The organism is Collinsella aerofaciens (assembly GCF_040915425.1).
GTDB classification, from domain to species: domain Bacteria; phylum Actinomycetota; class Coriobacteriia; order Coriobacteriales; family Coriobacteriaceae; genus Collinsella; species Collinsella aerofaciens_BW.
On record NZ_JBCPDN010000005.1, the window covers coordinates 15,428 to 30,901 of the forward strand.

The following is a 15,474-nucleotide window of genomic DNA, read 5'->3' on the forward strand; positions in this document are numbered from 1 at the left end:
CGAATCGAGGCAAGCAAAAGCTATGCTACAGGCTTAACATCATCAATGACGACGTTATCCATAGCTGCTCGATTGATCTGGTGAACGTAAATAGAAAGACGGATGGCCGTGCGCGACTCCCCGTTAATGAGGATGTCGGAGAACACGGGCGCGCAGGAAATATCAAACCCGGTTGGAATCAAAAAACCGCGCGCGATAGCCACGGCCTTTATGGCCTGGTTGACAGCACCAGCGCCGACACACTGGATGTTGACGGGTACACCATCCTTGACCATGCCGGCGATGGCGCCGGCAACGGACGCGGGCGATGATTTGCTTGATACCTTCAGGCAATCCATGAAGAAACTCCTGCGTTTAAAAGTACGTTTTAACTGCAATAACTGTATCGTACCGAGTGGACTCGGTAAAGGCACTATTCCTCTTTGGCAAGATCGAAGGTCACAGTGATTCGATCACGCGAAACACGAATCTTTGGGTCGCCGCAAAGGTTGAGATAGTACCGAGCAGCAAGGTCGTTAAAGTCGCGTTCCACAGCGCGCGAAAACTGTGCCATGTCATCCTTGGCAATACGTAGCCCGCGACGATCTTTCGCAAGATCGACAGGAGCCGGCGCATGCGAGGATGAGTCACGCTCGCGCAGCAGACGCGCAGTCACACCGCGAACGGGCTTAATCTGCCCTGCCAAAATGCGATGGGCCGTGCGCTCGGACATCTCAAGACCCAAACCCGAACAGATACGGATAAAGTCCTCGGCATCAGAGGCAAGGCCTAAACGATCGACAACCGGAAGCTCGCTCTCGTCATCAATAAACAGGAGACGAGACGTATCGAGCCGACTTGACGCCTGAGCATAAAGAGTCGCGGCAATCTCAGACGGAGAACCAAGATAGACATCGCAACCACGCAGCTCCTCGAGCGCAAACTCACAGGCAGCGCGAATAATATTATGAGGACCGCGAGCACAGACATAACGTCCGTCCTCATCCTTGACGGCCTGGGGCCAGCTGGACTGATCGGCACGCTCGCTGAGGCGGTCGGCCGCAACGCTCACCTTAAAGGCTGAACCAAGATCGACACCGGACGTGACCACACGGGCCTCGTCGGTGTTCTGCTTGATCGAAAACAATGCCATGCCACGACCGTGAACGCCCCAACGGTCCATCTTCATGCTCTCGAGCTTGGAGGTAACACGGGCATCGAAGATTCGCTCTTGCATATCTTGCGGAACGCCCGAACCGTTATCCAGAAAGACAAGCGTGCGGACGCCATCTTCCTTGGTCGTGGCGAGATAGACCTTGTCGGCGCCGGCATCGCGAGCATTACGGAGCATTTCGATGACGATATCCTCGACATGCTGAATGTCGTGCTTTGCCTGGCGCCGCTCGGCCTCCGAAACACGGAGGCGGACATACCCCTCGCCAAGGTTCTCCTCGACGCGAAGGTTGCCCTCCCCCGACATCGACGCGATAAATGAGATGAGCTCGTTCGCGTCGCTCATGTTATTTAGCGATATCGACAGCGCGGCTCTCGCGAATCACGACGACGCGCACCTGACCGGGATACTCCATCTCTTCCTCAATCTGATGGGCGATATCGTGAGCCAGGACCGTGGACTGGGCATCGGAGATCTTGTCCGGCTGAACCATGACATGGACCTCGCGACCAGCCTGCATGGCATAGGTACGCTCGACGCCTTCATGGGAGTTGGCGATCTCCTCGAGCTTCTCGAGACGCTTGATGTAGTTCTCGGCAGACTCGCGACGGGCACCGGGGCGAGAAGCAGAGACAGCATCAGCGGCCTGTACCAGGACATCGAGCACCGTGTTAGGGTCGACATCGGCATGGTGGGCCTCGATAGCATGAACGATAACGGGCTTCTCGCCATAACGGCGGGCAAGCTCGGCGCCGATGACGGCATGCGGGCCCTCGACGTCGTGGTCAATTGCCTTGCCCAGGTCGTGCAGCAGACCGGCGCGCTTGGCGGTCACAACGTCCAGGCCAAGCTCGGAAGCCATCACGCCGCACAGGTCAGAGACTTCGAGGGAGTGCTGAAGCACGTTCTGACCAAACGAGGTACGGTAGCGCAGGGCACCAAGGGTCTTGACGATCTCGGGGTGCAGGTCGTGAATGCCGGTATCGAAGGCAGCCTGCTCGCCAGCCTCGCGCACGCGCTGCTGAACCAGGTCGGCAGCCTTGTGATACATCTCCTCGATGCGGGCGGGGTGAATGCGGCCGTCGGCGATGAGGTTCTCGAGGGCAACACGGGCGGTCTCACGACGGACCGGGTCGAAGCTCGAAAGAACGACGGTCTCGGGCGTGTCGTCAATCACGAGGTTGACGCCGGAAACCTGCTCGAAGGTCCGGATGTTGCGACCCTCGCGACCGATGATACGGCCCTTGAGGTCATCAGAGGGAATGTGCACGGAGGTAACGGTGACCTCGGCTGTGTGGTCGGCAGCGCAGCGCTGAATCGCCAGGGACAGAATCTCCTGGGCGGTCTTGTGGCACTCGGCGCGAACCTGCTGCTCGGACTCGCGAATGATCGTGGCGGCCTCGTGGGTGACCTCGCCGCGAACCTTATCGAGGAGCTCCTTGTGGGCATCCTCGCGGGTCAGGTCGGCGATACGCTCGAGCTCGGAGGTCTGCTTGGCGCAGAGCTCCTCGAGCTCGCGAGAGCGCTTCTCGACCTGACCGGCCTGGCTGGACAGCTGGTGCTCACGCTTGTCGAGAGCGTCGTTTCGGCGATCGAGGGACTCCTCGCGCTGCATCACACGGTTCTCGAGCGTACGAATCTCGCTCTTACGCTGCTTGTCCTCGGCCTCGGCGGCCTGCTTGTTCTTGATGATCTCCTCTTTAGCCTCGAGCAGAGCCTCTTTTTTGAGGGTCTCGGCCTGACGCTTAGCATCACCGATCAGGGACTCAGCCTGTGCGTGTGCCGACTGGATCTTTTCGTCGGCCTCGTGAAGACTACCCTGCTTGGCGGTGCGCATGTAGGCAATGGCGGCGATGGCACCCAAAACGATGCCAACGAGCGCTGCGATGATAGGCATGCTCACTCCTTTTTATGGATTCGTTACACAACAAAGCGAACCGTCCTTACGAACGGCTCGCGACATTTGAGTAATATGGGCGCAGCTTATGCGGGTCGGATACAGATAAACATATAAACAAACTCATCACAGATGAGCACATATCACAAAGCAAATGACAGTGTTTATCGTACGTTGAACCACAACAACTGTCAAATAAATGGCCCCAGTACGGCGGCTAAAACGCGGTGAACGGCAGGGCCACAGAACGCATACGCCTAAAGCGCACATTCCTCGCATTCGGCATCGAGGCGTGCCTTAACGGCATCGGCGGCGATGTGATACGAAAAGCCCTTGCCCATCAAAAACCGAACCATTTTTTCGAATCCGCGCGTCTCTGGAACACGCCGCTTAGCGAGCAGGGCTGACGCACGCGACAAATCGTCTTCGTCGGCAAAATAATCCTCGGGATAACCGGGAATGTCATCGAGCACAACATGACGTCGCTTGAGCTCGGTCTCGATTTTACGCTGTCCCCAACCACGCCGCTTGCGTTCCTCGATAAAGTACGAGCAAAAGCGGTTCTCGTCTAAAAAGCGATACTCGGTGGCGCGCTCGACGGCGAAATCGATCGCGGGCTGGCGAAAGCCGTAGCGAGCCAGCTTGTCACGGACCTCACCCGTCGCATGGTCGCGGCGCGATAACATCTCGGTCACCATGGTAAGTGCACATTTACGCTCGATGAGCTGCACCGCCTCACGAAAGTTGTCCCAATCACAGGGAAGATCGGGGCGGTTTTTGACATACAGGCGCGCGACCCGCACGGGAATCCAAATGGACCGCTCAAAACCGTCTTCAAGCTCACAATCGATATGTGCGCAAGGCTTTTTGGACGCATACCCGCTCGAGAACGAGGAGGCCGCCTTCTTATCGGGAAAGACGACCGTGGCCTCGGTCACCGTATACGACATGAGCGTAACCGCTACTCGTCGTCATCATCGAGCATAGCGGAACCATCGATGGCGTAAAGCTCATCAAACTCCTCAGGCGCAGGCTGATCGGTCAGCTCGACCTCGGACGGAGCATCGTCATCAAACTCAAGTCCGCAGGCAAGGCGAACCTTATGCTCGATCTCGTCGGCGCAATCGGGGTGTTCGCGCAGGAACGCCTTGGCGGCCTCGCGACCGTTGCCGAGCTTGTCCTCGCCATAGGCAAACCAGGAGCCCATCTTCTTGCAGATGCCGCACTCGACAGCCATGTCCAGAATCGAGCCCTCCTTAGAGATGCCCGTACCGTACATAATGTCGAACTCAGCAGAACGGAACGGAGCTGCCACCTTGTTCTTAACGACCTTAGCGCGCACGCGGTTACCGATAACCTCGTCCTTAAGCTTAATGCTATCGATACGGCGAATGTCGATACGCACCGAAGAGAAGAATTTAAGGGCGCGGCCGCCCGTCGTGGTCTCGGGGTTGCCGAACATGACGCCGATCTTCTCACGCAGCTGGTTAATGAAGATGCACGTCGTGTTGGACTTAGACAGCGAGCCGGCGAGCTTGCGGAGCGCTTGGCTCATCAGGCGAGCCTGAAGACCGACCGTAGTGTCGCCGATTTCTCCCTCGATCTCGGCACGCGGGGTCAGCGCGGCGACGGAGTCAACAACGATGGCATCGATGGCGCCGGAACGCACGAGCATGTCAACAATCTCGAGCGCCTGCTCGCCCGTATCGGGCTGAGAAATGAGCACCTCGTCGATATCCACGCCGATACGCGCGGCATAAGTGGGATCGAGCGCATGCTCGGCATCGATAAATGCCACAACGCCACCCATTGCCTGGGCCTCGGCCAGGATCTCGAGCGAAAGCGTCGTCTTACCGGAGGACTCAGGACCGTAAATCTCGACGATACGGCCACGCGGCACGCCGCCGATACCCAGCGCGGCATCGAGTGCCAGAGCGCCCGTAGGGATGGCCTCGACCTCGAGCTCGGGGCCACCGTCGCCGTACCTCATGATGGAACCCTGGCCGAATTTCTTCTCGATCTCGGCCTTGGTGGTGGCGATCATCTCATCGCGCTCTTTACCCGTCGTGCGAGCATGAACGGTACGTACGGGACCTGAATTCTTGGCCATGAATAGCCCTCCTCTTAACAACCTGCATCGATAATAAACGAACGGCTGTTCGTGGTCAACCGTTCAGATAAATCATATGCAGCCGACCTTTCCAAAACCCAACCAAAAGCCGACCAAACACTGACCAAATGCTTGACCATAAAGGGCCAAATAAGAACAAGGCAGGCAAAAATACACCTATGAACAGCACAAACGCTAAATTCTTCTGAGGTCCCCATCTCCACAATTAAGGGGCCCGGAGGCCCCTTAAAACACGTCTATTCCATAGAATCGAGCACGCAGACAATGCGACCCAATGCCTCCGTGACCGCATGGGCACGAACACACGAACGGTCGCCCTCATAGTGGCAGCGCACAGAGTCCACGACCGGCACTCCCCCATCGGCGGAACGATGTGCCCAGCCAATATAGAAAGTGCCAGCAGGATCGTCCTCAGTACCACCGCCGGGGCCGGCATAACCCGTTGCGCTCACTGCAATATCGCTCTGGTACAGCTCCAGCGAACCCGACGCCATCTCGCGCGCAGTTTGATGCGACACCGCGGTGTAGCGGTCGAGCGTCTCCTGCTCAACACCCAGCACGCGATGCTTAATCTCATCGCAGTAGGTCACCGCACCGCCACGCAGCACCGCCGAGGCGCCCGGGATATCCGCAATCGTCGAGGCGATCATACCCGCCGTCAGCGACTCAGCCGTCGAAACCGTCACACCCCGAGCGCTCGCGCGCTCGACGATATCGCGCGCCAGCTCCTCGTTATGTGCGGAAATCTGCTCAAAAGAGTCCGTCATACCCACCAGGACCTAGACCGAAAAGACGATCTTGCGGCAGTTCCAGAAGTACTGGGCGCCCGAGATAACGGTCAAGACAACGGCAACGGCATACAGGAAGCGCGACACCGAGTAGATGCCGAGCGTCAGCGCCACCGGGCCAAGGTGCAAGCCGGCCATAGCAAAAACGCACAGGTAACCGCAGATGGAGACCATCGTGGTCGCCGTCTTGTACTTGCCGAGCTTATCGGCCGCAACGACCACACCGGCCGCACTCGCGACCATGCGAAGGGCGCTCACCAGAAGCTCACGGAACAGGATAATGAACACGGACCACACGGTCACCGCGCCAAAATCCAAGAACAGCAGCAGGGCCGAAAACACGAGCAGCTTATCGGCGATGGGGTCCAAGAATTTACCGAAGTCGGTGATCTCGTTGCGCGAACGCGCCAGATAACCGTCGACCTTATCGGTGCACGACAGGATCACATACAGAATGAAGGCAGCGGCGGCGAGCGGGCCGTCGAAGGTGCTCCAATCCGTACCGGCAACACTCGTGTGAGAAAGCGCCGACACGATCATGAACACCGGGATAAAAACGATGCGAACGCACGTCACGATGTTGGCGGGCGTCCAAACACTCGTCAGTTCCTTATTGCTCTCGTTTGCCACGATGCTCTCCTACTCCACAACATGGCCGATAAGCTCATAGCAGAAGCTATCGGTAAACTCGACAGTCAGAATATCGCCCACAGATGCCTCGCTGGCATCCAAGTGCACCGCGCCATCGGAATCGGGCGCCTGGAACCAGGCATGGCCGATCAGCTCGGCGCCGTCCTCGGTTTCTTCGATACCGTCGACGATCACCTGGGCGCGCTCGCCCACATGTGCGGCGGTGGCGGCAAAACCGAGCGACTCGGCCAGGTCCATGGCCTCCTGGGCGCGCTCGAGCTTGACCTCTTCGTCGACCTGACCCTCCATCTTAGCGGCCAGGCTGCCCTCCTCCTGCGAGTAAGCAAAGACGCTCGTGTAGTCAAAGCCGACGGTGTCCATAAAGTCGATAAGATCACGAAACTCGTCGTCGGTCTCGGTCGGGAAGCCGACCATGGCCGTGGAGCGAATCACGATACCGGGGATGCGCTCGCGAAGGTCGCGGAACAGGTCCTCGAGCTCCTGGCGCGAACCGGAGCGACGCATGGCCTTGAGGATGCGCGCGTCGCAGTGCTGCACGGGGATATCGATATAGGGCAGCACCTCGGGCGTATCGCGTATCGTCTCGATGAGTTCGTCAGTCATGCCCTCGGGCTGCAGGTAGAGCACGCGGACCCAGACGTTGTGCGGGCGCACGGCCTCAGCGACGGCACGCAGCAGCTGTGCCAGATTGCGCGGCGAGCCCTCGGCGACGTCCTCGTCGGCAAAGTCGGTGCCCCAAATACCCGTGTCCTGGCCGATCAGCACGATCTCGCGCACACCGCCGGCAACCAGGTCGCGCACCTCGGAGATAATGCTCTCAGCATTGCGCGAATGATAGCGACCGCGAATGTAGGGGATCATGCAGAAGCTGCAAAAACGATTGCAGCCATCGGAGATCTTGACGTAGGCGACAGCGCCCTCGACAGTGCGCTTGACCTGCGGAATATAGGCTGCGATCTCACGCTCGACACCCAGTACGCCATCGATGACCGCCACGATGCCGTCCTCCTCGTCGGCCTTCACAAAGGCAGCGACCTCGGGCAGCTCGTCAGGCAGGTCGTCGCCATAGCGCGACGGCACACAGCCGCACATGACGATGGGGCAAGAACGAACGCCGTCCTGAACCTCGTTGGCGAGCTCGAGCGTGGTCTCGATGCTCTCGGACGTTGCGGAGGCAAGGAACGAGCATGTATTGACGATGGCGATATCGGCATCCTGCGGGTCGAATGCTTCCTCGTAGCCTGCAGCGGTCAAAAGAGAACGCATGCGGTCGGTGTCAACCTCGTTCTTAGCGCACCCGAGGGTGATGTAGAGCACGGAGCCCAACGGTGTATCCATGTTGGAGAACGTCCTTTCGAATGATATTAGCGGTAGTTGGTGAACTGCAGCGGCTGGCCGTAGTCCTGGTCGCGCAGAAACTGGATCACGGTCTGCAACGCGTCCTTCGAAGCAGAGGAAACACGCAGCTTGTCGGCCTCGATGGTCACCTTGACCTTGAGCTTTTGGTCCTTGATGTCCTTGTTGATCTTCTTGGCGGTCGCCTGGTCGATACCCTCGACGATATGGCCGAGCACGCGCACGGTGCCGCCCGATGCCGCCTGCGGAGCATCCCAGGACACGGCCTTGAGGTCGATGCCGCGCTTGATGAGCTTGGAGCTCAGCACGTCGACAATCTGCTTGGAGACAAAGTCGGCCGGGGCGTTGATCGTAAAGAGCTTGTCGCCCTTCGAAAGCTCGATCGTGGCGCCGGAATCCTTAAGGTCATAGCGCTGAGAAATCTCGCGCGTGGTCTGCTGGAAGGCGTTGTCGACCTCTTGCATGTTGACCTCGGACACGACGTCGAAGCTGGAATCTTTAGCCATGATGTTTCCTTTCGCGTACGAGTGGCTTAGTAGCTATCGTACGAATAGTCGGTAGAATCGGTGGGCGTCTGACCGTCAGTTGAGGTATCGGCGCCATCCGTGGACTGGGCATCGGTACCATCGGTGGTGTCGGTACCATCAGAACTTTCACCATTCTCGGAATCAGACGTCTCCTTCTTGGGAACGGTGATCGTCACGCGCGCCACGCCCGAGGTCTTGGTGTCGTAGCGGACCTTTTCGCCGTTCTTGGTAACGGTGACATCGGAAGGCTTGGACGTGGTGATCTCGATCGAGGACTCGGGCGTGTACTCCTGCTCAAAGGGGCCAGTCGCTTGGGCGCCATAGACCGACTTGCCGTCGACCTTGACCTCAATCCACGCGGTCTTTCCCTTGGCAACGGAGACTTTGACCTTCGTGGCCTCGTTCTCTTCCTTCTTGGCCGTCGTCTTGGTAGCGTCCGAGTCAGTCGACTCATCCGTCGCCTCATCGGTGTCTTCGTCCTCGTCGACCGTTTCGGTCTTCCTAGAAGACTTCTTGGTCGTCGTCTTGGTAGCAGTGGGCGTCTCGGGCGTAGTCTCGGGCGCCGAAGATGCGCAGCCGCGCAGAAGAACCACGATGAGCACAATCAACAGCAGCGCAACGGCGCCGATGCCGGTGTAGACGATACGCGGATCGAGCCCGGTGTTTTGAGGAGTACGTGATCCGCCGCGTCCACGACTGGAACTGCTGCGGCCGCCTCCCTGAGGCATACGACCACGATTGCTATCGGAACGGCCGCGATAGCCACCCTGGCCCTGAAGGCTGCGCTGACCCGAGCGGGGCGCAAGTTCACCGCGGCCTTGATAGCCACGCTGGCCCGAACGCGGAGCCGAAGAGCGCTGGCCATACGGCTGTGATTGAGAGCGAAGACGCGGCGTCACCTGCGTGGTATCGGCATCCGCATAGCCACCGCGAGAGCGTCCCGTAGAGGCACCACGGTAACCGCGATCGGAATAGCCGCCGTCGCCGTAGCCGGCACGAGGGTCACGCGCCACGCCTCGGGCAGCGGGAAGTGCACGGTCCTCGGGCATCGGCGTACTGCGGAACCGGTCACGCTGTGAGCGAATCTCCTCGCCCGAACCCGTCTCGGTAATATAACCGGCCTGCTGAGGACGCTGTCCATAGCGGGTCGAACGACCGCCCTGAACCATCAGGAAGCGCCCGTTTTCGACCGAGGAACGCGAATTGACGTAGCCGGCGGCGTCCTGAAAACGACCGCCCTGCTGCGACGTCTCGCGTTCGTATGCCATCAGGTCGTCAAAGTAGGCATTGACGACATCGCGCGGATTGAGGCCCAAAAAGCGAGCATAGCTCGAAATCATGCCCTGCGCATAGCCGCGCGGCGGCATCGAAGCAAAGTTACCGGTCTCGAAAAACTCGATGATCTGCGGCCTGATTTTGATGGTGTTGGCGACTTGCTGAATGGAAAGGCCCATTCGGCGACGCTGCTCAAGCAGCATGTCACCAAAGCGTGCAGCCATCAGAATCCTCCAAACTCACGATCTTCACGTGCCATCTCGGCGTCGACAGACTCCAGCGCGGCAAGCCCCTCCTCGTCCAACAGGACCTCGCGCGGCTTGGAACCGTCGGGCGGGCCGACGACACCCTTTTCTTCCAGCATATCCATAATACGCCCGGCACGCGCATAGCCAACCTTCAGACGACGTTGCAGGCCAGATGTGGAGCCAAGCTGCGATTCCACCACAATATGGGCGGCTTCCCAAATGAGCGGATCATCGTCTTGCGGCTCGGCAACGCCGGTACGGACAATGCCGCCGCCACCCGCCATGGACATGGAAGCGGGCGCCACGGCAGACAGGATCTCCTCGTGGTAGTCGGGCTCGCTCTGTGACTTGACGAACTCAACAATCTCGTTAATTTCGTCATCCGAGACAAAGCATCCCTGGATACGGCGAGGCTTGCCCCAGTCGACCTTGGAGAACAGCATGTCGCCTAAACCAGTGAGCTTTTCGGCACCCATCTGGTCGATGATGACGCGCGAGTCGATGCCCGTGGCAACGTTAAAGGCGATGCGGTTGGTGATGTTGGCCTTGATGAGGCCCGTCACCACGTTGGAGCTCGGGCGCTGCGTAGCCACGATAAGATGAATACCGGCGGCACGGCCCAGCTGTGCAATACGCACAATCGACGCCTCGACATCCTTACCGGCGACCATCATCAGGTCCGAGAGCTCGTCAATGATGATGACTAGGTAGGGCATCTTTTGCGGCGGGTTGTCGTAATGCTCAAACTCGCCGGCGGCCTGCTTTTCGTTGTAGGTCGAAATCTTGCGAACGTTGAGACGCTCGAAGACCTTCAGGCGACGCTCCATCTCAGACACAGCCCATTGCAGAGCGCTCGCGGCCTGCTTGGGCTCGGTCACCACGGGCACGTAAAGATGCGGCAGACCGTTATAGCCCGCAAGCTCGACGCGCTTGGGGTCGACCATGATCAGGCGAACGTCCTCGGGAAGGGCGCGCATAAGCAAGGTCGTGATGATGGAGTTGATCATGACCGACTTACCGGAACCCGTGGTACCGGCGATCAGCAGGTGGGGCATCTTGGCAAGGTCGGCGACGACCGGCGTACCCTCGGCATCGCGACCGATGGCCAGCTCGAGCGGACCGCCCTTCACATAGGGAAGCACGTCGCCCAGGTTGACGTTCTGGCGCTTGCGATTGGGGATCTCGATACCCACAAGCGAGGTGCCGGGGATCGGGGCAAAGATACGCACCGACTGGGCAGCAAGCGATAGCGCGATATCGTCCTCGAGGCTCGAAATCTTGCTCACGCGCTCGCCCTCGCCAGGTTGCAGCTTAAAGGTCGTCACCGTGGGGCCGGCGATCCAGCCGACCACGCGGGCACTACGACCAAACTCCAGCAAGGTGGACTGAAGCGACTCGGCAGTCTGTTCCAGCTCCTTGTCAGAAGACGCGGAGGAAGCCGACTGCGGGTTGGCATGCAGAATCTCAAGTGGCGGAAGTTTGAGGCCGTCCTCTTCTTCGCCCTCGTTATCTGCGGCGCCGCCGTCCGCTCCCCCATCGCTAGCCGCAGCCGATTCGACAGCACTCAAGGCAGGCGCATCGGCAACCTTGGGATGCTTCAAGAAATCGGGGATCTGAGGTGCTGCCGAGACAGGATTCACGGCAAACGGCGGCTCGGACTCGTCGATCTTATCGGGGTCGTCTTCCATCGAAAGCTGACCGGTTACCTGGTCGCGCTTTGCATGGCGACGCGGCAGCAAAGTTGTCTTTGCGGTCTCAATCGGAGCCTCGTCGTCCTCGTCATCGCCCTCGGTGAGCTCAATCTCGCTCTCGGACCAAGACGGGTCGGGTTCACTCGTATTGAGTTTGGGCGCAGCCTTGCCCTTCTTGGCATGGCGGCGCGGCAACAGCGTCGTCTTAGCGCGCTCAGCTTCCACGGCATCGGACACGTCGACAAACGGATCCTCGTCCTCGTCGTCATCGTCCAAAACCGGGTCCACATCGTTGCCCATGACCGTGGTCACGGCAGCATCGGAGCCCTTTTGACGAAGAATGCTCAGGTGAGGACGGGCAACGCCGGGCACCGACAGGGCCTCATCGTCACCCCACGGACTCGCGTTAACATCGGCACGACGGCGCTCGGCAAAATCGGCCGCACGGTCGCGAGCAGAGCGCAAAACGCCGCCCACCGAAAAGCCGATGATGACCAGGCCCACGACGACAAGGCCCAACAGGACCACCATCGCGATAGGCTTACCCAGGGCATTCTGCAGCGCACTCGCAATAAACGCACCGATGTAGCCACCCGAGGCGGACAGATTTTGCGGCGTGAACATAAGGTCGCACGAGTCGCTCGTACCTGGCACCATCAACGAAAGAATGGAGACGACGGCGATAAAGACCACGGCGCCGCCCGCAACAGAGCGCGCGTTGAGCGGCGAGTCCTCGCCTAAAAAGAGCGTGGCGGCAAACAGCAAAATGACGATCGGCAGCACGTAGGCGCCCAGACCAAAGCCCAAGTGGTAGAAACCGGCAACCGCAGCCGTAACGGGCGCAGTCGCCGGCGAAATCACGGCAATAAAGGACGCAATCGCCAAAACAGCAATGACCACGCCGGCGATATCGCGGTTGGCCGAGGGCTCGACCAAGGGCTCGAAATCATCGAACTCGGACTCGTGGCCCTTATTGGCACGCAGATGGGAACCGGCACCCTTAGCAGATGCCGGTTGGTTGTTGGCCTTATTGCCTTTGGCGTTTTGTGCAGATCCGCGCGCCAAACTAAACCTCCATGACGACCGGGATGATCATCGGACGACTGCGCGTACGGCTCCAAATAAAGTTGGAGAGCGAGTCGCGCACGGCCTTGCGAATGGCATCGGAACCGCTGCTCGTAAAGCTGAACTTGCCCTTCTCGATCGTCTTCATAATGGACGCGGAGGCATCCTCGGAGAACTGGTCGTCGATGGCAAACGAGACGCCGCGGCCCGAGAACTCGATGGCCTCGATCTTCTTGTGCTTGAGCGAGACGATGGCAACAGCGGTAACCATACCGTCGTTGGCGAGCTTCTGACGATCACGCAAGACGATGGGGTCGGTATCGCCGATGCGCAGGCCGTCGACGTAAACGACGCCGGACTCGACGGGCGTACCGCGCTTGACGATACCGCCGCGCATCTCGAGCGTGTCGCCGTTGTCGAGGATAAAGATATGATCGTCCTTGAGACCCATCTTGCGGGCCAGCTGGGCATGGGCGCGCAGATGCACGGCTTCACCGTGAACCGGCATAAAGTACGTGGGCTTGGCCATGGCCATCAGGAGCTTGAGCTCCTCCTGGCTACCGTGACCGGAAACGTGAACGAGAGCGCGGTTCTTATCCCACACGTCGCAGCCGAGCTTGGCCAGGCTGTTGACGACCTGCTGGACGGCTTTCTCATTGCCGGGAACAGGAGTTGCCGAGAGGATAACGGTATCGCCCTCGTGGATGGAGAGCGTCTTGTGCTCGCCATTGGCCATGCGGGACAGGGCCGACAGCGGCTCGCCCTGCGAACCGGTGCACATGACGACAATCTTGTCGTCAGGCAGGTTATCAATGTCAAAGGCATCGATGACATCGGCGTCGTCGATGTTGAGGTAGCCAAGCTCGCGCGCCACGCGGGTGTTAGTGAGCATGGAGCGACCGGTCACAACGACCTTACGGCCGCACTTGCGGGCGGCATCGCAGATCTGCTGCAAACGATGGATATGGCTCGAGAACGACGCGACGAACACGCGACCCGGCGCGTTCTTGATGGCGTGCAGCAGGTTGGGACCAACCTCGGCCTCGGACTTGGTAAAGCCGGGAACCGTAGCGTTGGTGGAGTCGGAAAGCAGCAGGTCGATACCCTGCTTGGCAAAGCGGCTGATAGCGGCATAGTCGGGCGTGACGCCGTCGATGGGCGTCTGGTCGAGCTTAAAGTCGCCGGTGTGCATAACGGTACCCTGGTTGGTGCGGATGAACACGCCCAGAGCGCCGGGAATGGAGTGCGTCATCGAGAAGAAGTCGAGCGAGATGCCGCCGAGGTTGACATGGCTGCCGCCCTTGACCTCGCGGAACTTGGGTGCGCGGATGCGGAACTCAGAAAGCTTGCCCTCGATAAAGCCAAGCGTCAGCTTGCTCGAAAAGATGGGCACCTTATTGTTAAGGTCCTGCAGCAGGTACGGAAGCGAACCGGTGTGGTCCTCGTGGCCGTGGGTGACGACGATACCGCGGAGCTTCTCCTCGTTCTCCAGAACATAGGTGTAGTCGGGAAGCACCAGGTCAATACCGGGCTGGGAATCGTCGGGGAACATAAGGCCAGCGTCAACGAGCACCATGTCGTCGCCGCATTCGAAGACCGTCATGTTCTTGCCGATGCCGTCAAGGCCGCCGAGCGGAATGATCTTCAAAGGAGATGATTTTTTAGCTGCCATAGGTTCGTGTGGTTTCCTTTCTTCGAAACGGGTCTGGAACAACCGACGGGGCGCTTCTGGCAAACCGACCGCCGGGAACGTACAAGCATGCATCATAGAGTCGATGCAATAACCACAGTATGATACCCATTTGCACAACAACAGACCACCCATGCATCAAAGCCCCATCTGAACCCGTCTATCCCGCCGGTCTGGGGCCATCGGGGCCGGGGCGGGTTAAGTTTGCTGCTCTACAGTCCTGCGCAAGACGGAAAGCACATTAAGTGCTTTCCTTTGCGTGCGGAACTCGCGACAAACTTAACCCACCCCGGCCCCGATGGCCCCAGACCTGCCAAATAGGGACAGGTTTATTTTGGTCGGTTTTATCTGGGGTAATGCCGCACATGCGTTTATCTAAAGATCTGAATTCAGATAACTGAATAGACTGTCTGACAAAATCGAAACCCGCACCAAACAGCCCTTTTGCTACTCCCGGCGGGGTTCGCGGATAAAGTTTATCGCGAGTTCCGCACGAACAGGAGGCCACTTAATGTGGCCTCCGTCGTGAGCAGGACTGTAGAGCAGGAAACTTTATCCGCGGACCCCGCCGGGAATAGCAAAAGGGCGACCCCCTTAGGAGTCGCCCTCGTTGAGCTGCTTATGTACGGCTGTTACTCGGCGTCGTGGTGACGGCGAGGCTTTCGGCCTCCGTTGTCGCCGGGACGGCGCGGACGGTCGCTGCGCTCGGAGCGCTCGCGACGCGGACGCTCACGGCGCTGGAAGTGCTCGCCGTCACCCTCGGAGGCACCCTCAGCGCGAGCCGGGGCCTCGGGCTTGTCAAGACGATCGAGCGAGATCTTGCCGCGATCATCGACCTCGATGACGACGACCTTGACCTCGTCGCCCACGTTGAGGACGTCCTCGACCTTCTCAACGCGGCCCTTGGCGACGCGGGAGATGTGCAGCAGGCCGTCCTTACCGGGCAGCAGGTTCACAAAAGCGCCGAACGGCTGGATGGAAACCACACGACCGGTGTACTCC

The 15,474-nt window shown here is 59.4% G+C and carries 13 protein-coding genes; all 13 read right to left on the minus strand.

The genetic code is table 11. The features are described from left to right. Nucleotides 1–20: 20 nt before the first annotated feature. On the minus strand, nt 21–338 hold the full coding sequence (locus AB5164_RS01415) for a stage V sporulation protein S (RefSeq protein WP_117564291.1): 318 nt from the start codon (nt 336–338) through the stop codon (nt 21–23). A 74-nt stretch (nt 339–412) separates the two neighbouring features. Then, nucleotides 413–1,498: an ATP-binding protein gene (locus tag AB5164_RS01420; RefSeq protein ID WP_006235981.1), complete on the minus strand. Its 1,086-nt coding sequence runs from the start codon at nt 1,496–1,498 to the stop codon at nt 413–415. A gap of 1 nt (nt 1,499) precedes the next feature. Beyond that, nucleotides 1,500–3,050 (minus strand): ribonuclease Y, encoded by a 1,551-nt coding sequence (rny, locus tag AB5164_RS01425; RefSeq protein ID WP_117770339.1) that lies wholly within the window; start codon nt 3,048–3,050, stop codon nt 1,500–1,502. Between the two features lie 257 nt (nt 3,051–3,307). After that, on the minus strand, nt 3,308–4,000 hold the full coding sequence (locus AB5164_RS01430) for a regulatory protein RecX (protein WP_368142298.1): 693 nt from the start codon (nt 3,998–4,000) through the stop codon (nt 3,308–3,310). Between the two features lie 11 nt (nt 4,001–4,011). Beyond that, complete coding sequence (recA, locus tag AB5164_RS01435) at nt 4,012–5,160, minus strand: recombinase RecA (RefSeq protein WP_022094695.1); 1,149 nt, start codon at nt 5,158–5,160, stop codon at nt 4,012–4,014. A 257-nt stretch (nt 5,161–5,417) separates the two neighbouring features. Beyond that, nucleotides 5,418–5,948: a CinA family protein gene (locus AB5164_RS01440; RefSeq protein ID WP_217108125.1), complete on the minus strand. Its 531-nt coding sequence runs from the start codon at nt 5,946–5,948 to the stop codon at nt 5,418–5,420. A 12-nt stretch (nt 5,949–5,960) separates the two neighbouring features. After that, nucleotides 5,961–6,509: a CDP-diacylglycerol--glycerol-3-phosphate 3-phosphatidyltransferase gene (pgsA, locus tag AB5164_RS01445; protein WP_006235973.1), complete on the minus strand. Its 549-nt coding sequence runs from the start codon at nt 6,507–6,509 to the stop codon at nt 5,961–5,963. 99 nt (nt 6,510–6,608) lie between these two features. After that, the gene (rimO, locus tag AB5164_RS01450; RefSeq protein WP_215694065.1) at nt 6,609–7,958 is read right to left on the minus strand and encodes a 30S ribosomal protein S12 methylthiotransferase RimO; all 1,350 of its coding nucleotides are present in this window, start codon (nt 7,956–7,958) and stop codon (nt 6,609–6,611) included. Between the two features lie 26 nt (nt 7,959–7,984). Continuing rightward, nucleotides 7,985–8,482, minus strand: a complete 498-nt coding sequence (locus AB5164_RS01455) for a YajQ family cyclic di-GMP-binding protein (protein WP_006235971.1) — start codon at nt 8,480–8,482, stop codon at nt 7,985–7,987. Between the two features lie 26 nt (nt 8,483–8,508). Further along, the gene (locus AB5164_RS01460) at nt 8,509–10,002 is read right to left on the minus strand and encodes a RodZ domain-containing protein (protein WP_368142297.1); all 1,494 of its coding nucleotides are present in this window, start codon (nt 10,000–10,002) and stop codon (nt 8,509–8,511) included. Beyond that, entirely contained in the window at nt 10,002–12,782 is a 2,781-nt protein-coding gene (locus tag AB5164_RS01465) for an FtsK/SpoIIIE family DNA translocase (protein WP_233503979.1), read from the minus strand. The genes AB5164_RS01460 and AB5164_RS01465 overlap by 1 nt, the downstream gene beginning before the upstream one ends. A gap of 1 nt (nt 12,783) precedes the next feature. After that, nucleotides 12,784–14,454 (minus strand): ribonuclease J, encoded by a 1,671-nt coding sequence (locus tag AB5164_RS01470; RefSeq protein ID WP_368142296.1) that lies wholly within the window; start codon nt 14,452–14,454, stop codon nt 12,784–12,786. Between the two features lie 650 nt (nt 14,455–15,104). Beyond that, nucleotides 15,105–15,474 (minus strand): S1 RNA-binding domain-containing protein (locus AB5164_RS01475; RefSeq protein WP_368147743.1); only part of this gene is annotated, 370 nt, incomplete at its 5' end.